Origin of the sequence: Paenibacillus amylolyticus, assembly GCF_001570725.1 — a bacterium.
In the GTDB taxonomy this organism is placed as follows: Bacteria; Bacillota; Bacilli; order Paenibacillales; family Paenibacillaceae; genus Paenibacillus; species Paenibacillus amylolyticus_A.
Genome location: NZ_BCNV01000014.1, coordinates 12,869 through 39,610, shown reverse-complemented (window position 1 = coordinate 39,610; position 26,742 = coordinate 12,869). Strand labels below are relative to the sequence as shown.

At 47.6% G+C, this 26,742-nt stretch carries 25 protein-coding genes and 1 riboswitch; of the genes, 15 read left to right on the top strand and 10 right to left on the bottom strand.

The annotated features are described in order from the left end of the window. The first annotated feature begins 33 nt into the window (after positions 1-33). Entirely contained in the window at positions 34-2,373 is a 2,340-nt protein-coding gene (locus PAHA3_RS29420; RefSeq protein WP_062838141.1) for an ATP-binding protein, read from the top strand. Positions 2,374-2,391: 18 nt separating this feature from the next. Then, a complete protein-coding gene (gene rluF, locus PAHA3_RS29415; protein ID WP_062838140.1) occupies positions 2,392-3,093 on the top strand; it encodes a 23S rRNA pseudouridine(2604) synthase RluF in 702 nt (233 codons plus the stop codon). A 219-nt stretch (positions 3,094-3,312) separates the two neighbouring features. Here the strand turns inward: rluF and motB are convergent, their stop codons facing one another. After that, positions 3,313-4,131: a flagellar motor protein MotB gene (motB, locus tag PAHA3_RS29410; RefSeq protein ID WP_062838139.1), complete on the bottom strand. Its 819-nt coding sequence runs from the start codon at positions 4,129-4,131 to the stop codon at positions 3,313-3,315. Then, positions 4,118-4,918 (bottom strand): flagellar motor stator protein MotA, encoded by an 801-nt coding sequence (gene motA, locus PAHA3_RS29405; protein ID WP_062838138.1) that lies wholly within the window; start codon positions 4,916-4,918, stop codon positions 4,118-4,120. Before motA ends, motB begins: the two co-directional genes overlap by 14 nt. Positions 4,919-5,152: 234 nt before the next feature. On the opposite strand from motA, the gene PAHA3_RS29400 reads away from it, so the two are divergent. From PAHA3_RS29400 to rbsK, 4 genes are all read left to right on the top strand, one after another. Continuing rightward, complete coding sequence (locus tag PAHA3_RS29400) at positions 5,153-5,446, top strand: hypothetical protein (RefSeq protein WP_062838137.1); 294 nt, start codon at positions 5,153-5,155, stop codon at positions 5,444-5,446. A gap of 67 nt (positions 5,447-5,513) precedes the next feature. Continuing rightward, positions 5,514-5,672, top strand: a complete 159-nt coding sequence (locus PAHA3_RS30695; protein WP_167350969.1) for a hypothetical protein — start codon at positions 5,514-5,516, stop codon at positions 5,670-5,672. 30 nt (positions 5,673-5,702) lie between these two features. Next, the gene (locus PAHA3_RS29395) at positions 5,703-5,999 is read left to right on the top strand and encodes a 4a-hydroxytetrahydrobiopterin dehydratase (RefSeq protein WP_062838136.1); all 297 of its coding nucleotides are present in this window, start codon (positions 5,703-5,705) and stop codon (positions 5,997-5,999) included. Between the two features lie 44 nt (positions 6,000-6,043). Beyond that, a complete protein-coding gene (gene rbsK, locus PAHA3_RS29390) occupies positions 6,044-7,030 on the top strand; it encodes a ribokinase (RefSeq protein ID WP_062838153.1) in 987 nt (328 codons plus the stop codon). Between the two features lie 71 nt (positions 7,031-7,101). Here rbsK and PAHA3_RS29385 read toward each other — a convergent pair whose 3' ends face one another. From PAHA3_RS29385 to PAHA3_RS29365, 5 genes are all read right to left on the bottom strand, one after another. Beyond that, positions 7,102-7,458: a c-type cytochrome gene (locus PAHA3_RS29385; RefSeq protein WP_062838135.1), complete on the bottom strand. Its 357-nt coding sequence runs from the start codon at positions 7,456-7,458 to the stop codon at positions 7,102-7,104. A 150-nt stretch (positions 7,459-7,608) separates the two neighbouring features. Then, entirely contained in the window at positions 7,609-8,103 is a 495-nt protein-coding gene (locus tag PAHA3_RS29380; RefSeq protein ID WP_062838134.1) for a GNAT family N-acetyltransferase, read from the bottom strand. A gap of 364 nt (positions 8,104-8,467) precedes the next feature. Continuing rightward, the gene (locus tag PAHA3_RS29375) at positions 8,468-8,938 is read right to left on the bottom strand and encodes a C40 family peptidase (protein ID WP_062838133.1); all 471 of its coding nucleotides are present in this window, start codon (positions 8,936-8,938) and stop codon (positions 8,468-8,470) included. A gap of 3 nt (positions 8,939-8,941) precedes the next feature. Then, positions 8,942-9,079: riboswitch (cyclic di-AMP (ydaO/yuaA leader) on the bottom strand. 254 nt (positions 9,080-9,333) lie between these two features. Then, positions 9,334-10,176 carry a hypothetical protein gene (locus PAHA3_RS29370; RefSeq protein WP_062838132.1) on the bottom strand — a complete coding sequence of 281 codons (843 nt, stop codon included), beginning with the start codon at positions 10,174-10,176 and terminating at the stop codon, positions 9,334-9,336. 10 nt (positions 10,177-10,186) lie between these two features. Continuing rightward, positions 10,187-12,178, bottom strand: coding sequence for a M1 family metallopeptidase (locus PAHA3_RS29365; protein WP_062838131.1), 1,992 nt, complete (start codon positions 12,176-12,178; stop codon positions 10,187-10,189). Between the two features lie 101 nt (positions 12,179-12,279). On the opposite strand from PAHA3_RS29365, the gene PAHA3_RS29360 reads away from it, so the two are divergent. After that, entirely contained in the window at positions 12,280-12,783 is a 504-nt protein-coding gene (locus PAHA3_RS29360; protein WP_062838130.1) for a YwhD family protein, read from the top strand. Between the two features lie 196 nt (positions 12,784-12,979). Here the strand turns inward: PAHA3_RS29360 and PAHA3_RS29355 are convergent, their stop codons facing one another. Further along, entirely contained in the window at positions 12,980-15,097 is a 2,118-nt protein-coding gene (locus PAHA3_RS29355) for a transglycosylase domain-containing protein (protein WP_062838129.1), read from the bottom strand. A gap of 373 nt (positions 15,098-15,470) precedes the next feature. On the opposite strand from PAHA3_RS29355, the gene speE reads away from it, so the two are divergent. Continuing rightward, positions 15,471-16,298, top strand: a complete 828-nt coding sequence (speE, locus tag PAHA3_RS29350) for a polyamine aminopropyltransferase (protein ID WP_062838128.1) — start codon at positions 15,471-15,473, stop codon at positions 16,296-16,298. Positions 16,299-16,312: 14 nt separating this feature from the next. After that, positions 16,313-17,182, top strand: a complete 870-nt coding sequence (speB, locus tag PAHA3_RS29345; RefSeq protein WP_036607280.1) for an agmatinase — start codon at positions 16,313-16,315, stop codon at positions 17,180-17,182. Between the two features lie 421 nt (positions 17,183-17,603). On the opposite strand, the gene PAHA3_RS31125 is transcribed toward speB, so the two are convergent. Then, the gene (locus tag PAHA3_RS31125; RefSeq protein ID WP_260986711.1) at positions 17,604-17,735 is read right to left on the bottom strand and encodes a hypothetical protein; all 132 of its coding nucleotides are present in this window, start codon (positions 17,733-17,735) and stop codon (positions 17,604-17,606) included. A gap of 618 nt (positions 17,736-18,353) precedes the next feature. On the opposite strand from PAHA3_RS31125, the gene PAHA3_RS29335 reads away from it, so the two are divergent. The 5 genes from PAHA3_RS29335 (at position 18,354) to argS (ending at position 23,874) form a co-directional block, all read left to right on the top strand. Further along, positions 18,354-19,541: a WD40/YVTN/BNR-like repeat-containing protein gene (locus PAHA3_RS29335; protein WP_062838126.1), complete on the top strand. Its 1,188-nt coding sequence runs from the start codon at positions 18,354-18,356 to the stop codon at positions 19,539-19,541. A 214-nt stretch (positions 19,542-19,755) separates the two neighbouring features. After that, positions 19,756-21,237 (top strand): alpha-N-arabinofuranosidase, encoded by a 1,482-nt coding sequence (locus tag PAHA3_RS29330; RefSeq protein WP_062838125.1) that lies wholly within the window; start codon positions 19,756-19,758, stop codon positions 21,235-21,237. Between the two features lie 3 nt (positions 21,238-21,240). Next, entirely contained in the window at positions 21,241-21,507 is a 267-nt protein-coding gene (locus PAHA3_RS30085; protein WP_076334183.1) for a DUF6171 family protein, read from the top strand. A 265-nt stretch (positions 21,508-21,772) separates the two neighbouring features. Then, positions 21,773-22,198 (top strand): DUF1934 domain-containing protein, encoded by a 426-nt coding sequence (locus PAHA3_RS29325; RefSeq protein ID WP_017691299.1) that lies wholly within the window; start codon positions 21,773-21,775, stop codon positions 22,196-22,198. Continuing rightward, positions 22,195-23,874 carry an arginine--tRNA ligase gene (gene argS / locus PAHA3_RS29320; RefSeq protein ID WP_062838124.1) on the top strand — a complete coding sequence of 560 codons (1,680 nt, stop codon included), beginning with the start codon at positions 22,195-22,197 and terminating at the stop codon, positions 23,872-23,874. The genes PAHA3_RS29325 and argS overlap by 4 nt, the downstream gene beginning before the upstream one ends. Positions 23,875-24,166: 292 nt before the next feature. On the opposite strand, the gene PAHA3_RS29315 is transcribed toward argS, so the two are convergent. Beyond that, on the bottom strand, positions 24,167-25,321 hold the full coding sequence (locus tag PAHA3_RS29315; protein ID WP_062838123.1) for a S8 family peptidase: 1,155 nt from the start codon (positions 25,319-25,321) through the stop codon (positions 24,167-24,169). Between the two features lie 462 nt (positions 25,322-25,783). Between PAHA3_RS29315 and rpoE the strand changes: the two genes are divergently transcribed. Continuing rightward, positions 25,784-26,353 carry a DNA-directed RNA polymerase subunit delta gene (gene rpoE / locus PAHA3_RS29305; protein ID WP_062838121.1) on the top strand — a complete coding sequence of 190 codons (570 nt, stop codon included), beginning with the start codon at positions 25,784-25,786 and terminating at the stop codon, positions 26,351-26,353. The last annotated feature ends 389 nt before the right edge of the window (positions 26,354-26,742 follow it).

Below are 26,742 nucleotides of genomic sequence, written 5' to 3'. Positions count from 1 at the left end.
AGAGGGTACAAGCCGAGAGGTGAACAAAAAAACTTGTCTATTAAAACGAAATTATCCATGATTATGTCGTGCTCAGTGCTCGTTATTTTAGTGTTGAATATCGCACTGAGTTATTATACTACAGAAGAGAATCTGAGGCAGGACAGTGAAACCAAGATGGTGCTCACTGCGAAGCAGATTGCAATTGCTGTCGAACAGAATCAATACAGTTCGGATTATGTAAAAAGACAGATTGGAAACAATCTGTGGCTTGCTGCTGTCATGGCGGCAGAAGAATTGGACCCGGATATTAATAATATCACAAATGAAGAACTTGTACGCTTGAGCCAAAAGGTCGGCGTTTCGCATATTTCGTTAATGGAGCAGACGGATGATGATATTGTGGTTAGCCGCTCCTCCGATCCGAGAGAGCTCGGGCTGTCCACCAAATCCATGACCTATTGGTATCAGGCATTTAAGCAGTTGTTTGAGAAACAACAGGTGACGATTCCCCAAGGGCAGAAGTTGGAACATTTCTGGTCAGATGGATTCGAGTATTCGACGTCTAGTCCTTCGGATATCGATATCTGGGGTTACTACCATGATGGAAAGAGAAACTACATAATCAATCCCTTCTATAATAATACGGAAGTTGATGACTATGTGAAAATCTCTAGTCCGGATGAGATTTTGAATAAAATTCGTGAGGTCAATCCCTCCATTCTGGAGATTACAGGCATCAATCCGTTAACTTTCGGCAGCCCCAACATGGGTGATGACGGAAGAGATTCGAACTTTAGCAAGTTGAATAACAGACCGATTCGTTTCGGCACATACCAATATGGTTCTACGGAAGAGGACCACCGTGCTGTGGTGCGCGCCATTCGAACAGGGCAGAATGTATCTTTTGTCAGCGAAACACACGAACAGAAGGTATTGAAGAGTTTTATTCCCATTTTCACACCCAATCAGTCTTCCTATGTCATCAGTATTGTCATGGACTATAAGCAAATATCCTCCATGGTATCTGAACAGCTGGTGAGCCATGCCTCAATATCTTTGGTTTTGCTGGAGATCGTGATCTTTGGCAGCTATTTGCTCGCAGGCTATATTACGCGCCCGATCCAATCCATACTGGGCAAAGTGAATGATGTAGCCGATGGACACTTTGACTTCCGTCTGAAAGTCCGGAGGAAGGATGAACTTGGCCAACTGGCTAATCGTATTAATGCCATGATTCGCAATCTGGGCCATTATACGAGCCGTCTAAAACAGATGTATGAAGAGAATCGAGCGGTGAAAGAGCATCTGGAATCCATTATCAATCAGACAGCTGATGCCATTCACATTACGGATCTTGAAGGGAAAGTGCTGCGGGTTAACCGGGCATTTGAACAATTATATGGCTTTCGAAGTCGTGAGGTGGAAGGTCGTAACCTGAAGATCATTCCGCCAGAGGCAGAAGAAGAAATGAAACGTCAGCATGCCCAACTCGTTGAGGGGATGTCCATTACGTCCAACGAAACCACCTGGATGAAGAAAGACGGGACCCGGGTAGAGGTTAGTGTCAGTACGGCCCCGGTACGAGATGAGGCTGGAGAGATTACCGCGCTCATTAGTGTCTCCAGGGATATAACAAGTCGTAATCGTATGGAAGAGCTGCTCAGACGCTCTGAGAAGCTTACAACCGTGGGTCAGCTTGCAGCAGGTGTAGCGCATGAGATTCGTAATCCGTTAACCACGCTGCGCGGGTTCTTGCAGTTACAGCAAGAGAGCAATAAGCTGAATCATCGTCATCTGGATCTGATGTTATCGGAGCTGGATCGCATCAACCTTATTGTCGGTGAATTTCTGATTTTGGCCAAACCGCAGGCGGTTCATTTTCAGAATCGGGATATTCGTTTTATTCTCGGCGATGTCATCTCGTTACTGGATAGTCAGGCGCATCTGCATGGTGTAGAATTTGTACTGCGTGCCTCATCCGATTCGGCTATGGTACACTGTGAAGAGAACCAGTTGAAGCAGGTATTCATCAATTTGCTGAAAAATGGTATGGAGGCCATGCCAAATGGAGGTAGTATTCATATCAAGCTCAAGCATGACGAACAGCTGAACCGCGTCAGAATTGAGATTAGGGATGAAGGGATTGGTATCCCGGAAGAGATGATGCCCAAACTCGGGGAGCCTTTCTTTACGAATAAAGAGTCTGGAACAGGGCTTGGACTGATGGTCAGTCAGCGCATTATTCAATCACATAAGGGCATGATGGATATTAAAAGCGTCATGAACAAGGGAACAACGGTTATTATTGAACTGCCTGCATCCGAGCAACAACCGGAAGTTATTGAGGTAGATCAGGTAACGGATGACACACTTACAGATGAAGAGAAATAGATGAGGTGAGATTACCTTTTGCGTATTAATAAATTTATTAGTGAAACAGGTTATTGCTCCCGGCGTGAAGCCGACAAGTTGGTGGATAGTGGTCAGGTAACCATTAATGGAGTTAAGGCTGAACTGGGCAGTCAGGCAGAAGAAGGCGACGATGTACGAATTAATGGTAAACCGATCAAGGAAAAGAGAAAACACGTATATATCGCGCTGAATAAACCGATTGGAATCACAAGTACAACCGAGCAGCATATTCAGGGTAATATCGTTGATTTTGTCGGGCACGATGAACGTATTTTTCCAATTGGACGTCTGGATAAGGACTCGGAAGGTTTGATCCTGATGACCAATGATGGGGATATTGTTAACCGGATTCTTAGAGCAGAAGGACGCCACGAGAAAGAGTATATCGTCACTGTTGATCGATCTGTAACCCCGAGTTTCCTTAGAGGTATGAGCACAGGAGTCAAGATTTTGGGCGAAATGACACTGCCATGTACAGTGACCCGGATGACGGATCGTGTATTCCGTATTATCCTGACCGAAGGAAAGAACCGCCAGATTCGGCGTATGTGTAGTGCCTTTGGATATGAGGTTCGTAAGCTGAAGCGGGTTCGGATCATGAACATCCATCTTGGAGAAATGGCAACAGGTGCATGGAGAGAGCTTACTGCCGCCGAAAAAGCGGAGCTGGGCGGACTGTTGGACTATTCACTGGAATAGTCGATTCGACTCTGAATAATTAATTTAACTAATTGAAGCTCTGCTTTCCATAATGGAGAGCGGGGCTTTTTGGTGCAGGGTGACAGAAGACAGGTGAATTATCCGAAATAATGTGAGAAATATATAGAGATAAACCAAACGTCAGCTATATATAAACCCAAAAGACCGTTCTCCCTGTACCTGGAGAACGGTCTTTTGTTAATGAATCGCTGCAGGCTTCTAGTTTCCTTCGCCCACGGCTTTTACATTGGTATTGTTACTTTGATACTTCCGAATGATCGAAACCTCTACGCGGCGATTCTGTGCCCGTCCGGTATTGGTGTCATTGCTGGCAATCGGGTGATACTCTCCATAACCACTTGGTGTGAATTTGGAAGGGTCCAATTGCGAGTTTAGCAACAGGATTTTCAGGAAGTTGAGCGCACGATCTGCGCTTAGATCCCAGTTATCCTTATATTGGTTGTTCGAAATGGGAATATTATCGGTATGACCGGATACAACCACTTCATATTCAGGGAACTCCTGCAGCATGCTTGAGATTGCTTTGGCCAGGGATCGTGATTCAGGCTTCACATCTGCTCGGCCTGAGGAGAACAGGGCGTTATCACTGATGGTGATCTTCAATTCAGACTGATTCAGCTTGGTGTTCAGCTGGTCTGAGAGCCCGTTCTTCGAGATATATTTGTCGAGTCGCTCTTTGAGTTTCTCCAGGTCTTCTTGTTCTTTCTTAGCCATCTGTGCATCCGTAATCTGAGCTGGTGTTTTCTTGGTGATTTCTGTAGGTTCCTGTTTGTTTTTACCCAAATCAGCACCTGGCGTATCCGGATTCATGGACGAATGGTCAAGAATTCCGGAACCTCCATTTAATGCACTGTTTAGTGCGGAAGCCATTTGCTCGAACTTGGCTGCATCGATTGAACTCATACCGAACAATACAATAAACAGAGCGAGCAACAAGGTCATCAAGTCGGAATAGGGAAGCAACCAGCTCTCGTCTATATGCTCTTCATGTGGTTCGTGCTTCTTAGCCTTTTTCACCTGATGAGCCCTCCTTCTCTTCCAGTTGTTTACGTTCGGAAGGTGTCAGGAATACAGATAATTTCTGATTGATGGCAATGGTAGAAACACCGGATTGAATCGAGAGCAGACCCTCAACCATCATGAGTTTGATTTCCATCTCTTGCTTGGACATACGCTTCAGCTTGTTAGACATCGGGTGCCACAGTACATAACCTGTGAAGATACCCAAGAGGGTAGCGATGAATGCTGCTGCAATCGCTTGAGATAGCTTATCCATATCGCTAAGGTCCGCAAGGGCTGCGATCAAACCAACTACGGCTCCGAGAACGCCAAGTGTTGGAGCATACATACCTGCTTGGGAGAAGATCAGTGCACCACTGCGGTGACGTTCCTCTGTAGTGTGAATATTTTCCATTAAAACATCGCTAACAAAGTCTTGATCGTTCCCGTCGATAATCATTCGCATGCCGCTGCGAAGGAAATGATCGTCAATATCTTCTACTTTTGATTCCAGTGCAAGCAAACCTTCACGACGGGTAGTGGAAGCCCAGTCCATAAACGTGCCGATTAGGGATACGCGATCGATCAATTTTTGCTGTTTGAACAAAACTCCGAAGAGCTTCGGAATTCTTTTGACTTCTGACATAGGGAATGCCATAAAAATACTTGCTGCGGTACCAACAAATATAATCATGTAGGCTGCTGGGTTGTTGACCAGATTAATTACGGGAGCATGCTTTAACATCATACCGATTACAAGTGAAGCGAGTCCCAAAACAAGTCCAATAATTGTTGAAATGTTCATCATACACCTCATCCATGAGATAAAATTGAATCCTTTCAAGCGGCTATATTCGGGCTTCCGGACGAACGTTGAGCCGCAATTCGTTTAATGCTTGGCACTCTTTTTGATTGCCAAAACAGTTAAAACGGTCATGTATAGTATTTATCGACCAATAGGCCTTTTTTTTTAAGGGTTATTTTCAGGTATAATAAGATCAAATCCGCTCCTTAGGGGCCGAATAGGAGTGAAAAGCCAATGGGCGTAAAGCATGGACGGGATTATGAAGGAATTTTGACAGATTTGACAACGGCAATCGGACGTATACCGGATCGGTATGTTTTCTTTGAAATGGACGCGGAAGAGTGGGAGAGACTCGGGGCACCTGAGCAACTTGAAGTGGACGAGGCGTTGGCGGAGGATCTGTTCTATGCGCTGGGTGAGGAGTCTGTCATTCCGGTTGGAAGTGGAGTGGTCATCCATGATAAGGAACAACACCGCATTCATATTTTGATTGGGGAAGAAGAGTTAACGTTTGTGCCATTAATTTAGTATGTGTACATGCCATTTTCGGGGGGGATGAGATGGAGAATGAATTCTCCTCAAAGCCTTACGGTTATTGGTTCTATGGCATGTAGTTGATTGGATTTTGCAGCTTGTCCGTGGTAAGATGTTAGTCGTGAAATGGGCCAACCGCATGGCGGTGAGCCTGGCCTTTGAGGTTGCTGTGAATTGCACCGAAGGTGTCGATGGTTATACGGACGCATGTCGTCTGTAAGGTACCATCCTATGGGGAGGAAGATAACGCATGGTTTTTTCGCAAGAGGAAGTCGAAGCTCATCTGGGGAGGCTGGAAGGCTGGGAACTGGAAGAGGGACGGTGGATTGTACGTAAATTCGTGTTTTCCAACTACATGAAAGGGATTGCATTTGTGGATGAGGTCGCTGCGATCTCGGAAGCATTCAATCATCATCCTTTTATTACGATTGATTATACAACGGTTACGCTGCGTCTCACGTCATGGGATGCGGGTGGTATTACATCTGTAGATATCAAGGAAGCAGGGCAATATAACGAAGCTTATGACAAAATGAGGTCGGAATAACGAGATTGGTTATTATCGCGCGGCCGGAAGTGAGTGAACCATACATGTCAGACTATAATCAGAAACAACCTCTTATTGCTGTCGTAGGCAGTCTCAATATGGATCTCGTGGTGAAGACAGATACGATTCCGGAAGAGGGAGAGACGGTGAGCGGTGAGGAGCTGCATTATCTCGCTGGTGGCAAAGGCGCAAACCAGGCTGTTGCCGCTGCGCGTCTGGGTGGACAGACCGCGATGATTGGTGCGGTAGGGTCGGACGGTTTTGGCGAACGTCTGCTGCACAGTCTGACGGAAAGTGGTGCAGATGCCTCGCAGGTTCGGATATTGGAAGACACGGTTACAGGGACGGCATCGATTTGGCTCTCTCGGGGAGATAACCGGATTATTGTTATTCCTGGCGCGAATGGACAAGTGGTGCCTGAGATGCTGGAAGAGGCGGATACGGTAAAAAGCCTGACTGCAGCCGCCGCGGTGCTGCTGCAGCTGGAGATCCCGCTGCCAGCGGTCACCCGCGCCGCCCAACTGGCCGCTGACGGCAGCGCACTGGTGGTGCTCAACCCGGCTCCAGCGGTGCCGGGTCTGCCGCAGGAGCTCCTGCGGTGCGTCGACGTAGTCACGCCGAACCGCAGTGAGCTCGCCGTGCTTACCGGCCGGGATCATCTCCGGCCGGAAGACCTGGATGCGGCGGTCGCAGAGCTCGCCGCATCCCTCGGGGCCGCTGTCGTCACGACGCTCGGCCCCGAGGGGGCTGTGTACGCGGCGGCGCCTGGCGGCCGCGTACAAGCAGGGCGTGCCGGCGCATGCCGTGCGCCCGGCTACGCCGTAAGCGCCGTCGATACGACCGGCGCTGGCGATTGCTTCAACGGCGCGCTGGCAGTAGCCCTCGCGCGCGGTGAGACTTTGGACGCGGCGGTAGGCTTCGCCATGGGTGCGGCCGCGTTATCCGTGACGAAGCTCGGCGCCCAGTCCGGGATGCCGTCCGCACGTGAAGTCGAGGCCTTCCTGGCTGAGCAAGCGCCAGAAGCTCAGTAAAGGATAGAACAAAGAGGCTCTTATTCTCCCAACAGGGGATTAAGGGCCTCTTTGTTCTGCGTGTGCAAAGATTATTTCTTCTCTGACAGCCACATGGCGATATTGGCAATCTCTTCATCCTGCAGTCTGCCCTTGAAGGCAGGCATGCCACCTTTACCTTTGACAATCGTGGAATAGATCTTCTCCAGATCATCCTGGCTGCCGATGTTCGCCAGAGCAGGTCCTACGCCACCCTGAAGCTGATCCCCGTGACAGGAAATACAATTGGCTTTGACCAGTGCCTCAGCCTGTCCTGCATCCATCGTCACTTCCGGCATGGTTGGTTTCGCTTCTTCAGCCACTTCTTCTTTCCCTGGAAGCGTAAACATTAAAACAATAGCTAAAGCGCATGCTGCAAAAAATACCCCGCTCATGATCCATTTGTGCATCCCTTATGTCCCCTCCAGAATGAAAGATCATCTAACCTGAAACTATCCATATCATTATAACGGAACCTGTAGTGACATCATAGCATTTTGTGGTAATTTTTTGAACTAATCACATAACAAGGGGCAGATTTAGCTGTTTTGCAATGAATTCTACTCACGAGGCCCCTCATAAACCATACAGTGAAAGGGCATTAAGCCACTTGGAGTCTGTCGTTCGTATGTATCCTGAGTGACAAATCCACTTTTTAAATAGACTTGAATGGCACGGGCATTCCATGTGAGCACTTCCAGGTCGATCTCATTCGTCCGGTTCCGGCGAATGGCTTCCTGCACAATGGCGGTGACAAAAGCTTTCCCTTGACCCTGACCACACAGCTCTGGATGCATGCCGAGGCCAATCCGGGTTACCCCTTGAAGTGGGAAGTATTGAGCGAATCCGCAGATCCGATCATGCTGATCTAGAACAATAGCATATTGTTCCTGTCGCAGCTGTGCATCTCCAAACTCCACTTCCAGTGCTTTCATCTGCTCCCAGGGTAGCCAGCTATAGATATTGTAAGGCGGATCATACTGCCAACTGCAGATAAGCTCCGCATGTTCTTCTTGCATGGGTACAACATGAAACGTTACAGGGGCTTCATTCATACATCTGCACGCTCCTCTCATTCATTACCAAACTCTCTGTCCACTCTACAAAAGAGCCGTTCATATAGCAAGTCTCCCTTTCGTGGAAAAAAAATGAAACAAAAGTTCCTGTAATTCCGTTTATATTATAACGGGATGGGTAAAAACATCATAAGGGCACGGACGAGCGAACGCAAAATGAACCTGTTGATGTCGCAGGATATACCTCGTGTGTAACTTGCAACGTAAAAACGTAAACAGGGAATGAAGCACAAAAAAACCGCCGGATACATTCCTGCGGAGAATGTACCGGGCGGTTCTGTTATGCTTCTTGCTTCGTTCCAGTATGGTTAATGGTTACAGCATCATGTTGCTCAGCTTGTCCCTAGTCAAGGGCCAGTGATTCATATGCGTCCGTGCTCATAATCCGTTTAGCGCCAACATAACGATTGGCCCAATAGTTTTCACTCAATGCACTGATCGTAACACCTTTGGAAGAAGAGGAGTGTGCGAACTTTCCATCCCCTACAAAGATTCCTACATGAGATACGCCTTTACCTGTTGTATTGAAGAAAACCAGATCGCCAGCTCTCATCTCCATGCGGGATACGGAATCACCCATGTCGAATTGGGAACTCGATTGGCGTGCCAAATCAATACCCAATTTGTCGAATACATACCGTGTAAATCCGGAGCAGTCAAAGCCGTTAAGCGTTGTTCCCCCACTTTTGTATGTAGTTCCCATTGCTGAATCAATTACTTTGTCCATCTTTGAATCTGCGAATGCGCTGCCTGCACCAAGCGATAACGCGAATGTGAGGCTAAGTACAGCTGCGGTTAATTTCTTCTTTAACAAGAGATATACCCCTTCCAACGCCTGCGAGGTTAGCTTAAGGATTCGGTTGAAGGTCCCCTATGATCCCTCTGTAGCAAGATCAATTCACCCATAACTGGTTCCCCCGCTTCCCAGGTGCCAGGAATTTGGCTATGCTAGTTATGCACCTGCGAAATCAAGAAATGACGATTTAATTTTAAGTAGTTACAAATATGAATGTAAAGATTACAAAGTTGTTACTAAAAACTCACTGCGATTATTGTAACAGAGGAGTACCGGTTTGGCAACGTTTAGCAACAAAATTAGCAAAAAAAACCTCGACCTTTGACGGGGAAAGGTTGAGGTTTGCCTATTTATAAGTACATATCAGGCCATAAGTTTAACATGTGATGGTAACAATTTTTAAACTATCTGCTCTAACCTTTGGATGTTTTGGACTGCCATAACTGGAAATGGGCGCATATTTTCCACAGGCTCAATAGACATCTGGCAAGTGGATACGTCTGTTGTAGTATAAGTCCGGTGAGTCCCGTTAGTAACCATGAGGCTGAAGTGAATGCCCCGAAGACGAGCAGGTGAACTCCGCCCAGCAGCAGTGCAATGCCGATCACAGCGATGAGATGACGCAGTGCAATCCAGAGCGCTTTGAGTGTACCGTGAGCGCCACCTTCCCCTTCCGGTGCCGAAACACCGAACTGCATGTAGAGCAAGGTGTGGTGAATAATCCAACCATATACGATCCAGGCAGCAACATAAGGTATGCCGGGCAAGAGTAATTGAAGGGAATGAAATCCATCCATTAGAATCGAGTACAGCTTTGGCACGAGCCAGTAGCCAGGCAGAAGCACCAATAATGTACGAATGGTGTGGAGCAGCAGCATCGGTTTCCACAGATTTTTAATCCCGCGGACGAATGGAATTCGCTCTTCTGTACTATTATAGTGCTGAAGCGAGTAGAGCAGTCCTGCCTGAATGAGGGGGCTGATTAACATACGAAGCAGTAGCATAGCCCCCAGCATCCACAGATAACGATGAACCTCCGGATGGGTAGACAGGTTCAGTTGGCTTTCCATTTTGAACAAAAGCGTACTCAGCTCCCCGGCATCAGTATCCGGATAACGCAGGAGTAGTGGGACGACAGCCGATTGTATCATTCGATAGAGGAAATATCCCCATATAAGTTGATAAAGAAATAAAAGTGCTGCAATGAACATATGCTGACGGACGAGAAACCAGCCTTCACGTATTTTCGCTTTCACCGTTTCCACCTCACCATGACAGACTTCCGAATATGGCTTCTATTAGTTTGGTTACACTCATGCTCCAGCGGGACTTCGCCTGCTCATCCAGTCCGGCTTTCAGGAAATTGTTCATATGGCGGTTCTCCAGCACGATCGTGTAGAGGGGATCGGTCATGGCCCAGGACACGGGAGATGTGTGAGTTAATTTATAGGTGATGCGATCTTCTTTGCCATCCCATTGCTTGGTGAGGATATGTCCGTCTTCAAAAACCATTCGAACAGGAACGGCGTTGTAATCACTGCCTTTTTTCGCAATTGTTACGGATGACTCGTACAATGTTTGGCCGTCTTTCTGTACGGGTGTAACATGAATCTTCTCTACAGCAAAGTCAGCCATTCCGTTACCATAGACATATTGTTCAAAATAATCAGACCAGGAAGTACGGGTCACTTGTTCCACAACTTTTTGAAAGTCAGTCGAAGTGGGATGTTTGAAACGGTACTTCTTCACATAGGTAGAGAGAATGCGTTCCATCTTTTTCGCACCGACTTGATGTTCAATACCGAGCAATACAAGCTTGCCACGCGTGTAGACATTGGCTGCATACTCGTTCTGGGAATCGAACTTCCAGGATTCTTGTGTTAAAGATGAAGGAGACGTAATCAGTCCCGATTGCACCGGCAGGTTTGGGATCAGTCCGTATTCCTGCTCCATCAGTTTGTCTTCTGCATAAGAGGTGAACCCCTCATCCAGCCAAGCTTCCTCGAATTCGTTGCTGGCAACCATGCCATAGAAGTATTGATGTCCAATCTCGTGGACTACGGTTCGTTCCAGGTCATAACCTGGCGTGGTGTCATCCGCTCCAAAGGCTGTGATTAGCGTGGGATATTCCATGCCCCCGGCACCATTCCCCGTTTTAGGTGGAACAACGATGGATAAGGTGGCGTAAGGATATGGACCAAACCATTTGCTATAATTGGATAGAGCGGCCTTCGCAGCGTAGAAATAACGTTCTTTCAGATCCTGATGAGCAGGGTCCAGATATAACTTGATTCGTACACCAGGAACGTTGGGTGCAGAGAATGGCTCTTCGGCGTACACAAAATCGGGCGAGGCTGCCCATGCGAAGTCATGCACATCATCGGCATAGAATTGATAAACTTTTTCTCCGTTCTTCACCACAGCTTGCTGCGTTGGAAATCCGGTAGCAGCGACCTTGTATGTTTCAGGCACCCGAATACGTACACTATATATACCGAAGTCGGCGTAAAACTCTGAATTGCCGTGGTATTGGTGCAGATTCCAGCCTTCCGTTGTTCGTCCACGCCTGCCCACCGGTTCATAGGCACTTAGTTTGGGAAACCATTGACCTGCCATGACAAAATCATCAGCGGTTCCCATCCGGGCAAAAATCTTGGGCAGATTCACTTCGAATCGAGTGTGGAGCGTGATGCTTTCCCCGCCTTTGACGGGTTTGGGCAAGCGTACTTTAATGAGGGTGGTGTCCTTGATATTTCCGTCATCTGGCTGCACATACTGCATCCGGTGCAGCAGAGAGAGCCCGTCCTCCGTTTTCATTTCGGTAATATGCATGGAGCCATAGCCATTGGTAGGCATGACATCACCCCGAAGCTTTCCGCCGGATTCCTTCATAAAGGTGGTGTCAGCAGAAGAGAAGGCATTGGGGTACATATGAAAATAAAGCTCATTGACGGTTTTTTTGCCTGGATGTGTCCATGTAATCGTCTGAGTTCCTTCCAGTACATTCCCTTCTGCCAGTTTTACATCCATGTGATATTCCACAATACGGTTACTGTACACTTCGGCGGTAGGGGTCTGTACACTTTCTGGAGGTGCTGGCGTTGGAGCTATTGCCTTGGGCTTGCCCGATTCCGGGGCGAGTACTGGCAATTCAGAATGAGTGGAGCGATTGTAACCCAGAGTGATCCATATCCCTCCGGCCAGCACACATAGGGCCAGGGATGCGGTGAGCCAGCTCTTGGCGCGTCGTGGAATCATCGATAAATACCTCCCGTTGACAAGCATCTACAGCATGTATATGTTTGCAATGGGCCAATTATTAGTTAAAATATTTGTATCAACCCTTGGAGGCTATAAACATGGACCAAAACGAGCAAAACGGCAAAAAACAGATTGCCTTGAATATCGTTAGTGCAAAAAGCAAGCATAAAGGCTTCGGTGCAGGCTCCATTGATCTGAACAACCTTTCTCCGGTCATTATTGATAATGGCGAAGCCAAAATTGATATCGGTGCGATGCATGCGAAGAGCAAAGTGGAGCGCAATATCAAGTTCTCGACGAATCGTGAGGATGTACCCAATGGACGCCAAGTATGGCTGGTGTGGGTAGCTGTGGATCGCACAGAAGAAGGGCAACTGTATGGTGGAGCAACGGCATGTGAGATGTGGATTGACACAGAAGCAAGACGTGGATGGAAACTGCTGGCGGAACATGTGAATCGCATGGATTATGCCATGAAGCGCCGTTTCATGTTGGATGAGCTAGGACCGGAAGCACGGGCCGCACTCAAGACGCTGTTGATCTCACACAACGAAGATTGGTGGAATGCTTCTCCGGATGTATTGAAGGAAGCACTTGCCTAAGTTAGATCAGTCAACACAGTATAAAAGAAAAAAGAAAAAGGCCCCTTACCGGAAAATTCGGTTGGGGCCTTTTTGGTCGTTCATTAACAGTATTCATCGATCTGAATAATTATGAGTTTTCATCTGAAGTAAATTTCCAAATGATCAATATAATCAGGGGTCAAAGGTGACGCAACTAAGTCATCGCGCATTTGCGTCATTCTACCCACCAACGTTTGAAATCTCCCCACCAGGAATGCTTCTCTTCCTGTATGCCTTGTTGATTCTGTACCTGACGAGTCTTCTCATCTTCTCCTGCATCCGAATCATCCGTCGTACCGTGACATACCTCTTTCGGTTCAGTGCCATCAATAAAGACTTCCAGTCGCTTCTCTTCACAGCCATTGCCTGCCAGCTTGCCGGATTCCGGGTCGATATAGACACTTACAACATGATCAGGTACGGTGAAAATTTTGGGTGGTACGCTCGCAAGGGCCTGCTCTGTGAACTGGGCAAAGATCGGTGCCGCCCGGCGGCCATCCGAAGTCGAGATGGCTTTGCCTTGATCGTAACCAACCCATACCGCAGTGGAGAGCTCCGGTGTGAATCCTACGAGCCAGGCATCCGTGTTGGTTGTTCCCGTTTTTCCTGCTACCGGACGTTTGATCGCCTTAGACACCCGATTGCCCGTTCCCCCATTTTCGAAGACACTTTCCATTAAACGAGTCAGTACATAAGCTGCCGCAGGTTCCACCACGGTCTCAGCCTTCGTCTGTGGCGATTCGTAGAGCACACGGCCTGCGGCATCCGTCACTTGTAGAATAGCGACAGTTGGTGTTCGTTGTCCACCAGCAGCGATGACAGAAAAGGCGGAAGCCATCTCCAGCGGACTAACAGGTGAGGTTCCCAGTGCAAGAGAGGGCACGGCGCTCAGGTTACTTGTAATGCCCAGATTTTTTGCCATACTCACAACCTGCTCAGGACCGATCTGCATAATGGTGTTCACCGCATAGATATTGTCTGAAGCCGCGATCGCCTGCCTAAGATCAATCTCACCTAGATACTTGTCTCCGAAATTGCCAGGTTTATAGGTTTTGCGGTCGTTGTCATAATGAAACAGGGTAGGTTCACTGTTAAACATGGATGCACTGGTAAGCTGTTTGGACTCCAGGGCTGCCAGATACATAATCGGTTTAAACGCCGAACCCGGTTGGCGTGTAGTCGCTAATACATGGTTTATCTGATTGGTGCGGTAATTCTTGCCGCCCACCATGGCTTTGATGTAGCCTGTGCGAGGGTCAATGGACACGAGGGCCGTCTCCAGCTCGCTTTTGGCATCCATACCTTTCGCTATGGCGTCTTCAGCTGCTTTTTGTACACGTAGATCCAGGGTGGTGTAGATGTTTAATCCTCCGTGATCCAGCATTGCTTCACTGATTCCCAGTTCTTTGATAGCCAGACTCCGAATATAGTCACGGAAATACGGGGCGCTTTCCACCGTTTTACGCTCACTTTCTGGTTTGAACGAAAGCATTTTCTCATAGGCCTTATCGGCTTCGGTCTGTGTGATCTCACCGATATCAGCCATGGCATTCAGCACAATCTTCTGCCGGTCTTTGGCATTCTTCATATGGTTGTAGGGTGAATAGTAGGTGGGTCCTTTCGGGATTCCTGCCAACATGGCGCTCTCTGCGAGATCCAGCTGTTTGGCTGATTTGCCAAAATACATCCGCGAAGCCGCTTCGATTCCGTACGCTCCATGCCCATAATAGATTTCATTCAGATACATTTGCAAAATTTCATCCTTGCTGTATTTCATCTCCAATTGCGCCGTGTACATGGCTTCCTTGGCTTTACGAGTCCATGTTTTCTCATGAGATAGATACAGGTTACGCGCCAGCTGTTGAGTCAAGGTACTCGCACCCTGCGACATCTGCATATGTTCGAGGTTAACGAGCACAGCCCGTCCCATCCCTTGCACGTCGAACCCGTAGTGATTATAGAATTTTCGGTCTTCTACAGCCAGAGTGGCATTGACCAGATCTGGCGCGATATCCTCCAGTTGAACGGGTACAGAATCTTTGCCACCTGCGGAGAAGGTAGAGATGACTTCACCTTGACTGTCCAGCAATCTGGAATTTCGATCAGAGTCTGCAAGAGGCAGGCTGGTTGCGTATAGGTACACCAATCCCGCAGCGGTAGCAAGCATGGCGAGTACGGCGAGCAGAGACAGGTTTTTAATGAATTTTCGTACACGGACCCGCGTTTGCGGGTCTTTTGATTTGGCTTGGTCATGGAACGGGCTCCTCTCTTTTCTTCCAGTATGGGACTTCATTGGCAGGGATATTCAATCGGGTGCATAAGCAAACAAAATGTAGCATTTTCAACGGAAAAACCGTTTTGCAGTATAAACGTCAATCGCGTATAATGCAAAAGGGTAATGAAAAGGTAAGATTCGGCACAAGATACTAAAGCGCGTAAGGACGAACAGACGAATGGTCATTGTTTCATTGATTAGTCAGACGCTCTGCACGCTCTGGTCAAATTTAATCTATATAATGAAGTGAACCGCGGACCTTTCCCGCAGGCCAGCAATCATAACGCGATAATGGCGCCGAACGCTGGACGTGCTTGGGCGAACCGATTATAGTGCATAGCGCTTGTCGGGTATGGCTGATCATTAACTTTACGGAAAGAAGGTAGAGATTATGGAATTGTGGTTTACGGAGAAACAGACCCCGGTATTCGGGATCACCGCGAAGATTAAGCAGACCTATGTTACAGAGAAAACCGATTTTCAAGACTTGGCCATGGTAGAAACCGAGGAATTCGGTAACATGTTGCTCCTTGATGGCATGGTGATGACTACCGTAAAAGACGAATTCGTATATCACGAAATGGCGGCACACCCTGCGCTGAACACTCACCCCAATCCAAAAAAAGTTCTGGTTGTCGGTGGCGGCGATGGCGGCGTCATTCGTGAAGTCATTAAGCATACTGCTGTAGAAAAAGCAGTTCTCGTCGAAATCGACGGTAAAGTCATTGAATACTCTAAAAAATATTTGCCTGAAATCGCCGGCAAGTTGGACGAGCCTAATGTTGAAGTACTCGTAAACGACGGCTACATGCATATTATTGAACATAAAAATGAATACGATGTGATTATCGTAGACTCCACGGAGCCTGTAGGCCCGGCTGCGCCACTGTTTGAGCGTGGTTTCTACCAAGGTATCTACGAAGCACTCAAAGAAGACGGAATCTTCGTTGCCCAAACGGACAACCCGTGGTTCAAAGCGGATCTGATCCAGAAGGTGAACAAAGACGTCAAAGAAATCTTCCCGATCGTACATGTGTACGGCTGTAATATTCCAACCTATCCAAGTGGTTTGTGGACATTCACCATGGGTAGCAAGAAACATGACCCGCTTGAAGTGGATGAGACTCAAATCCCGGAGATGGATACCAAGTATTACTCTCCGCGTCTGCACAAAGCAGCATTTGTACTTCCTAAATTCGTGGAAGATTTAACGAAATAAAGGGGAAATCATTAATGAAACTGGATCAAGCTTATTCAGGAAACGTATTTATTTGCAGCTCTGAGGATTATGAGAACTCGAAAGCAGTTATCTATGGTATGCCGATGGATTATACTGTCAGCTTCCGTCCGGGTTCCCGTTTCGGCCCATCTCATATCCGTCAAGCATCGGTTGGACTTGAAGAGTACAGCCCGTATCTCGACAAAAGCATTGTAGACATGACGTACTTTGACGCTGGAGACTTGCTCTTGCCTTTCGGTAACGCGGGACGCAGCCTTGAAGTGATTCATGAATACATCGGCAGTCTGCTCGCTGACGACAAATTTCCAGTTGGTCTCGGTGGCGAGCATCTGGTTACTTGGCCAGTCATCCAACAGATGTACAAGAAATACCCGGATCTTATCCTGATTCATATCGATGCACACGCAGACCTTCGTGAAAACTATGAAGGCGAGCCCTTGTCCCACTCCACGCCAGTACGTAAAGCAGCTGAGTTGATGGGTGGCAAAAACATCTATCAGTTCGGTATCCGTTCTGGTTCCCGTGAGGAGTTCCAGTATGGTCGCGAGAACATCAACTTCTATCCATTTGAAGTGGCAGCTCCGATGAAGGAAGCTCTTCCGAAGATGGGCAACCGTCCGGTATACGTGACCATCGACATCGATGTGCTTGATCCGTCAGCAGCACCAGGAACAGGTACAGCAGAAGCGGGCGGCATTACGTCCAAGGAACTGCTGGAAGCCATTCATATGATCGCGGGATCTGATGTAAATGTCGTTGGTTGTGACTTGGTTGAAGTTGCACCAATTTATGATCCAACACAACAGACACAGATTGTAGCTGCGAAGCTGATCCGTGAAATGCTGCTTGGATTCGTGAAATAGTCACAGAATAATTGATAAACATGATGCTCTCTGTCTGCGCGGGTTCAAACCTGTGCAGGGGAGGGCATTTTTTTATTGATAACCGTTCATCTGCCTGTCCTCAATTATTTCAGCTTAATGAACAGATTGGCTGATAGAGCCTAAACTATTCTGCCAAGCAAAATGACGAAGTTAAATTAAGTTAACTTAATTTAACTTTTATCCAGAGCTGTGCTATACTGACTACATCAGTATTTAGTAGTATATTAATTGATATATTACACTCGTGAAGTATATGGTGATCGGGTTCGGTCATATACTAAATAGAGCCTTTACCGCGTCAACGGTAAAGACTCTTAGGACCCGAAAGGCTGTGGATTGCCACGGCGCGCATGAACTAAATAATGCTATTCAAGCGAAACCCACCGTCAGGCGTCCAACCTTATGAGGTGGGTTTTCGCTTGTTACGAAACTTTTTGCGCAACCAACGGTAAAGCTTTCGCCCACTCAGTACAATACTGAGGATCGCAGCAATCCATCGGATTACATCAAGCAACGCCACAAGTTTGACCATCGACGTCACCCCCTTTCGGGAAGCTGCGCCGTGGTCTGGAAAACATCCACCGATATTAAAAGTCCATAACATTAATTATAGCACGTATGTTCCCGTGTCTCTACCATTTATTTCTTGTGTTACTACAGGCTCGCACATGCAGATATCTTGCCTTGGCGTGACTCTATCTTAATATTTATGTATAATATGGAAATAGAGGTAGGTGAATGTGTATGCGTGTGATTCGGGCTCAATTGAGTGTGTATCCCAAATGGCTAACTGCAGTTTTTATAGTGTTTGTCATCAATTTTGTATTAGCAGTGACGATATTTCTCAACTTTACGTTGATGGTGGCTAATCTGGCTATGCTTTTTACTGCATATAGTATTCGGGAATATAAATACAACAAAATATATTTTAGTTTATGTCTTTTATTAAGTATCAGTTTTGTTATCCTTGCTGTGATGACGTATCCCATTTAACTTAGAGTACACACCGTTTGGTGATGAACCACCCTTGCCTACATGATCCAATCATGGGTAAAGGTGGTTTTTTTCTTGCGAAATTGTCATCGGGGTTTATCAGATTGTTACGTTATAACCATCCGATTTGGGTAAAACCATAGAAGGAGGTGTTACGATGACAACCAAGAGTACAGTGACATGGAAGCGGATTGGTGCACTCGCATTATCGTTAACGCTGGCTTGGGGGATGGGACCGGTACATACGCTATCAGGTGCTGACGCTACATCCTCGCAGGCATGTGGAAAGGGAGATCATGGACTATCTACTACATTGAAAAAGGGCAGCGGTGTGGAGGAGCAACACCTGCAATTTACTGACATTGATTTTCTTAATGATACGACTGGACGAGCTGGGGGTGAAGGCTTCCTGATCGGTACCTCGAATGCAGGATGTACGTGGCAGTCCATATATACCGGGCAGTGGCAATTCACACAGCTTGATTTTCCGAATAATGTGAATGGATATGCGTTGGCACAAGTGAAAAATTCACCTGCAACCTATCTGATCCGTACCAATGATGGGGGATCGCACTGGAAGCGGATCGATACGCCGGGCATTCAATTCACTCGAATCGATTTTCGCAATAAAGATGTAGGTTATGGTTACACCTATAATGGTGCATATCAGACGAAGGATGGCGGGGTAACCTGGCACAAAATGAATACACCTGCCAACACACGTGCAGCTGCTTTTGCGACAGAGAAGCAAGGGTATGCCGTCGTGGTTGTACCCGGATCGGGATATCATTTGAAGCAAACGAGTGATGGTGGCAAGAATTGGACAACCTCTCTTCGAGTTGTCTCAGACACCTGGAGTGGAGCGGATCTGTATGCACATGGCCAGCAAGTATGGGCCCTTCTGTATGGTGATGCAGGTATGTCCCAACAATCCTACTCCCTCTATGCGAGCGGTAATCAAGGCAAGAACTGGACCCAAGTATTTGCGCAATCGACAGCAGGAGGAGGACCTGCACCCGGTACAAACAGTACGGGCAAAGGAACCGGACCAGCCAACCCGGGTGGTCATCCCGGCAACATGGCGTTGATTGGTAATCAGACGGCTTATCTGTCCGCAGGTTCACCGGCAGCTGGCAAAGTGGGTATTGGGCGTTCTTATGATATAGGTTCCACGTGGAAAAACGTTGACTTGAAAGATCCGGGGTACAGTTCGCGTATCTCTTTCCCATCGGCCAAGACGGGTTGGCTCGTCGTAACAAGTGATAACTCCCCTGCGATTTATCAGACTACAGATGGTGGAACGACGTGGACACAAAAAATGTTGTTGCCTTCAGAGCAGGATTAAGTGCTTGTTATCTGAAATAACAACCAGGCAAATCCAAATTAGAAATGAATGATAATCAATTTGGTATGTCTCTGCATGGATTCTATAACAAACAAGCCTCTTCCTAAAAAATACACAGGAAGAGGTTTGTTTGTGTAGAAATAAAAACGGTTGAAACCTACTCCAAAACGAGTTATTGTAAGCGATAACAATACAATTTATGGGGGTTGAAATCATGGTTGATGTTATTCTAAAGGCAGATTCAGACCAAGGATTAATAAATCGCAATATATATGGTCATTTTTCCGAACACTTGGGTCGTTGTATTTATGAGGGGCTGTGGGTAGGAGAGGATTCACCTATTCCGAATACGGATGGGATTCGGAATGATGTGTTAACGGCCTTGCAGAAGCTTAATATTCCAGTGCTTCGCTGGCCAGGAGGTTGTTTTGCCGATGAATATCACTGGAAGGATGGTGTAGGTCCGAAGAGTGAGCGTGCTCGTATGATCAATACACACTGGGGCGGTGTGGAAGAGAACAACCACTTTGGTACGCATGAATTCATGAGATTATGTGAGTTGCTCGGCACGGAGCCATATATTAGTGGCAATCTGGGTAGCGGTACAGTGCAGGAGATGCAGGAATGGGTGGAGTACATCACGTTTGACGGTGAATCCCCGATGGCGAACTGGCGGAAAACTAACGGCCGGGAAGAACCGTGGAAACTGAAATATTTTGGCGTGGGAAATGAGAACTGGGGATGCGGCGGAAATATGCGTCCTGAATATTATGCGGATGAATATCGCCGGTATGCTACATATGTACGAAACTATTCCGGAAACGAGATTTATAAAATCGCTTGCGGACCGAACGAAGGTAACTATGAATGGATGGAAGTCCTGATGCGGGAGGCTGCTCGCTTTATGGATGGAATCAGTCTTCATTATTACACTATCCCTACAGGAGAGTGGAATGATAAAGGCGCAGCTACAGGATTTGGTGAGGCTGAATGGTTCACGACTTTGAAAAAGACGCTCCATATGGATGAATTACTGGTGAAGCACTCCGAGATTATGGATAAATATGATCCAGAAGGCAGAGTCGGCATTATTGTGGACGAATGGGGCACGTGGTATAACGTTGAGCCGGGAACCAATCCGGGGTTCCTTTATCAACAGAATACGATGCGGGACGCTGTGCTTGCAGGTGTTAACCTGAATATTTTCAACCAACACAATAAACGGGTACACATGGCAAATCTTGCGCAGATCGTCAATGTGCTTCAATCGCTTGTGCTCACGGAGGGTGACAAAATGCTCCTGACCCCTACGTATCATGTATTTGATATGTATCAGGCTCATATGGATGCGCAGCGACTGGACTTGAATTATGAAAGCCCAGGATACACATTCGGAGAAGAGACCATTCCGCAGCTCAGCTTATCAGCATCCCGCAACAAAGATGGGGTCATTCATGTGACGGCTTGTAATCTGAGCCATACAGATGAGTTGGAAGTTGTGTGTCAGCTGGAAGCAGCTCAAGCGGCTAAAGTATCCGGGCAGATTTTGCATCATACTGATTTTGGTGCATTCAATACCTTTGAACAGCCGAATCACGTTCAGCCTGTGGCGTGGGATGGAATCACACTGGAGAACAACACATTGCGTTTTATCCTTCCACCAGCATCGGTTGGGGTGCTTGCTGTAGAGGGTTAATGAATGAAAAGGCAGGAACCTTGTAAGGGCTGCAATGATCAGTATGATGTGAAGATTAGCGATGCCAAAATGGCCAGACTTGTGGAGATGGCCTCACGCTCGCGTTCGACCGTACAGGATGAGGAATATGAGCGGCGATTATCCATCTGCTCTGCCTGTCCAGGATTACAATATGGCACAACCTGTAGGCATTGTGGTTGTCTCGTACAGGTGCGAGCGAAGCTGAGCGAGTCGACATGTCCTTTTCCTTATGAATCCCAATGGGCCTGATCGGATGAACGAATCTTATTATAATGAAGCAAAAGGGAGTTGCACTTTACAGGTGTGGCTCTTCTTTTTTGGCTTGATGAGGAAAAAACTCTGAATTTGGATTTGAATTGAGCGAGGGAACTGGATATAGTTATACAGTAGAGTGTAGGATAGCGAGCTATCCGGGAATATGAGCGCGTATAGCGACACAACAATACGGGAAGGGCTGTTCTCACCGGCCGTGCCTGATTTTGCGTCGCCTCGAATATAATGGAGGTTAACATTCATGTCGAACATGCGACCGGTACACATCCGGCTGCACAGCCGTTATGAAGGTGAAGATGTGCTGCAGGAAATGCAGGGTGAAGCCGTGTTGAAAGGGTCTGTTCTTTATGTTCGTTATGAAGAACCGCAGGTTGGACCCGAGGGAGGCACAACTCGTACTACATTGAAGCTGGGCGGACAATCCATCAAGATTATACGTCATGGTGAAGTGGAATCGGAGCAGACTTTTGAATTGAATCGGAAGCTTCCTGGTTTCTACCGATCACCATACATGTCGTTTGCCCTGTCCACGCATACACAGAAGCTGGAACTTTCCATTCAGGGATTGAGCGCACGCGCAGCGTGGAGCTACGACTTTTACCGCTTTGATGAAGAATCCGGACATTTCGCGATTAGTTTGCATATACAGGAGGAACCAATTTCATGACACGTAATCCACTAGATACGATTAACGAACGGGTAAGTACGGCCATCGGCAACGCCATTGTGGCAGCCGGAATTGTTACACAGGACGAATTGCCAGCCATCACATTGGAAGTGCCGCGTGAGAAGACGCACGGAGACTTGGCGACCAATGCTGCCATGCAGTTGACCAAGATTGCCAAGCGCAATCCGCGTCAGATTGCTGAAGAGATCATTGCCAATCTGAATCTGGCTGAAGCCGGGATTGAGAAGGCTGAGATTGCGGGTCCAGGATTCATTAACTTCAAATTGGACAAGAGTTACCTTTACCCAGTACTTGCGCTTGTGCAAGAGCAGGGTAAAGATTACGGAAGAATTAGTATCGGAGAAGGACGCAAAGTCGAGATGGAGTTCGTCAGTGCCAACCCGACAGGCAGTTTGCATCTGGGTCATGCCCGTGGAGCAGCTGTAGGGGATGCACTATGTAACATACTTGACTACGCAGGATATGATGTAACCCGTGAATACTACATTAATGATGCAGGTAATCAGGTGTTTAATCTGGCTCGTTCTATTGAAGCTCGTTACCTGCAAGAGCTGGGTCAGGATGCTGAGATGCCTGAAGACGGTTATCACGGCGAAGATATTAAAGGATTTGCCAAGCAGCTTGTTGCTGAAAAGGGTGAAGAATTGCTGTCCATGCACCCCGGTGACCGTGCGGCTTATTTCCGTGACTTTGGTCTGGAGAAGGAACTGGACAAGATCAAACGTGACTTGAATCGCTTCCGTGTTAACTTTGACATCTGGTTCAGCGAGACTTCCCTGTATGACAACGGAGAAGTGCTGCGAGTATTGGATGAATTGCGTGACCGCAATGAGATCTATGAGCAAGACGGGGCAACTTGGTTGAAAACGATGCAGTATGGTGACGACAAAGAACGTGTATTGATCAAGAACGATGGCACGTATACTTACCTGACTCCGGATATTGCTTATCACCGTGACAAGTATGCGCGTGGATACGACACGATGATCAACATCTGGGGTGCGGATCACCATGGATATATCCCACGGATGAAAGCCGCGATGCAAGCACTGGGCAATGACCCTGAGAAACTGGTGGTCTTGATTGCACAGATGGTGAGCTTGTTCCAGAACGGTGAAAAAGTGAAGATGTCCAAACGTACAGGTAAAGCTGTAACGATGGAAGATCTGATGGATGAAGTGGGCATTGATGCCATCCGTTACTTCTTCACCATGCGCAGCATGGACTCCCATTTGGACTTTGACATGGACCTTGCGATTTCGACATCCAATGAGAATCCGGTATTCTACGTACAATACGCGCATGCACGTGTATGCAGCGTATACCGTCAGGCTGAAGAACAAGGTATTGAACTGCTGCCACTGGCACAGATTGACCTGTCCAAGCTGACAACAGAGCATGAGTATGACCTTCTCCGCAAAATGGGAGAGCTGCCTGAGGAGATCTCGGCAGCGGCAACAGGATATGCACCTCATCGTATCATCCGTTATGTATACGAGCTGGCATCCCTGTTCCACAGCTATTACCGTGCGGAACGTGTCATTACGGAAGACGCTCAGCAAACGCAGGCGCGTCTGGCCCTAATCGGTGCTGTGCGCACCGTTATCGCAACAGCACTTCGTCTGGTAGGCGTAACCGCTCCAGACAAAATGTAAAATCCAGGCCCGCGGCACATCGCCGTTCTGCCTAAAGCAAAAAGTCTCCATGTCCACGTTGTGTCATCAACGCGGTACATGGAGACTTTTTTTGTTGTGTACCCGGGGCTCAGAAACCTGCCTATCCCTGGTACACCACAAGGTCTGCTCAGCCCTGCTCTGTCATTACAGCGGGAGCAAGCTAGAGGCTTTGCCGCTATGCAATGCCCCTTCTCGCGTACTGTGCCGGGAGAGCTACTGCGTTTCGCCACCAAGCTTCAATCGAGTCCTGCTGATGGCCGGCAGAGCCGGATCACTCCCCGCCTTCCTGCATTAGCCGCAGGGCGTCTATCTCGCCACCGCGTACCTTGCTTTTCGCGGTGGTGGTCTTACGAGCGCGCAGCGGGATCGTAGCACGCTTGACGAGCGTTTTGATTTCACTAGGGGATAACCCCGGATGTTTTGCGAGCAGCAAGGCGATAGCGCCACTTACATGCGATGTCGCCATGGATGTACCACTCATCTCGTGATGCTTCCCTTGTACCCAGGAGGAGACGATCTTATCACCAGGTGCATAGACATCGACGTATGCGCCACGATTGCTGAAGGACGCAATACGTCTGTTTTTGTCGGTTGCCCCAACAGATATGGTCTGCGGATACCGTGCTGGATAATCAATACTGCGGCGTTTGCCGTCATTTCCTGACGAGGCAACAATGACGATTCCAGCATGGTATGCACGATTGACCACGTCAAGAAGCGCCTTGCTGCGTGTTTTCATGCCAAAACTCATATTGATGATATCGACCTTGTTGCGCACACACCAGTCGATGCCAAGTACAATGTCGGATACATAAGCCGATCCGTTGTGGTCAAATGCTTTCACTGGATAGATCAGGGAGCGTGGAGCTACACCAATCATGCCTGCGGTGCTGTTGGCTGCAGCGATGGTCCCTGCAATGTGGGTGCCGTGTCCATTATCATCATGGGGAAGCAGGCTGCGATTTAACAGATTGATTCCGCGTGCCAGAGAATAACGAAGATCGGGGTGGTGGTAATCAGCACCTGTATCAATTACGCCGATTTTAATTCGGTGTCCGGTAGACACAGACCATACTTTGGGTGCCCGAATCTGCTTCACTCCCCAAGGTATGCCTTGGGCATTGCTCGGTTTACTGTGAAGTGCAGTGGCGTGAAGGGAGATGGGGACGTCTGCTTCAATCGTAATTTCATCCCCATAGCGGTACAAGTCCTCCGGGCGTTGCACTGGGGCGATAATGGAACGAGCGAGTCGCGAAGAGCGAACAGCCCCAAGGTCGGTGAATTCGTTCCGCATTCGGGACAATTCCAGGAGACAGGCTTCATACTGCTGTGGTTTGGCAAATCGGATCAAATATCGCCCTCCCTGTTCTGGTTCAGGGCGTCGCATTCCGTCAATCAATTGATGCAATAAACCAGTATAGTCCATAATGGGCAGCCCCCTTCGGGATGAACATGCTGAGGTATTCTATGAATGCGCTCATCCCGCCGCATGGGGAACTTGCCCTTTTTTTACAAAAACACATTCTCTTCGTGTCAAAACGGGCGCAGGGACATATGATGGATGGAGAGCTAGAGGGCTCTTGCGGGGAACCTGGTGAGGAGCAATCCTTCAAGGGTATACAGTCAGAAGGCGGAGGGGACTCCGTCTTTTTTATTTTGGAGTTGTCTTTTTTGTGAATGAGGATGTTTATAGAAGTTTGATGTCAACTTACGATCAATATATGGACAGATTGGACCTGCTCTCCGCATTTGCGTCACATCCATACATAAAAACTTGCTTTTTAACGCTAAATAGGTTTTACTTAGGTTTGTTAATGGATATGTTATACGTAACAGTCCAGTTCGTAGGGGTTAAAAAGTGAATTTTGTGTGAGAGGAAGTGTCTGCAGTGAGTACCTCGCTCAATTTGAAAATTGATAAAGAAAAGGTAAAAGAGATCCCTTTGGTGGACCTTGCCTTTATGGTGCTGAAAGCGGCTAATACGCCGTATTACTATCGTGACTTGATGAATGAGGTAGCGAAGCAGCGCGGAATGACTGATGAAGAAATCAACGAGTTTATCGCCCAGCTATATACCGAGATTAATATCGATGGTCGTTTTGCTTGCGTCGGTACGAGTCTGTGGGGCTTGAAGCGCTGGTATCCGGTAGCTGGAACAGAAGATTCCATGACGGGTGCGAAGCGTCCGCGTATCATCAACGATGAAGACGATGATCTGGAAGATGAAGACTTCGGTGAAGAAGAAGACAGCTATAACAGCGACGAAGACTTCGACAGCACGGATAAAGACGAAGATGAAGACGAAGAAGATGAAGACGAAGACGACATCTTTGATGAAGAAGACAGCGAAGAAGAAGTGCTGGTCGAAGATGACGATCTGGAAGATGAAGACCTCGAAGAAGACGAAGAAGAGTCCGAAAACGAGGATGAATTTGACGACGATTCTGATAATCGGTAGTCATTTTTGACGTCTATAATTTACCCGTTTCCCCGGAATAGTCAGCCTTGACAGCGGACGGGGTAACGGGTAAACTATTGCATGGGCTTATGAATGAGCGATAATATATTTATGTTTTTTATAGAAGGTGCCCCGTCCTGCGGGAGTACTTTTTTTTGTATTTTTAGAGGCATAATTTTGCAAAATGTTTTCATTTCCGCATGCTCCCGGCCAACATTTCCTGGCCCGTTTTTGTATATCAAAAACACCAAATGGAATGAAGGCTACCGGAATGTTTGCACCATTTTTTGCTGTAGAACAACGTTTATTTAAACCGTCTTCGCAGAAAGAGCAGTTCGCAGATGCAGGGAATTTCTGCCATTGCTCTTTTTAACGATGATTACCTGGGA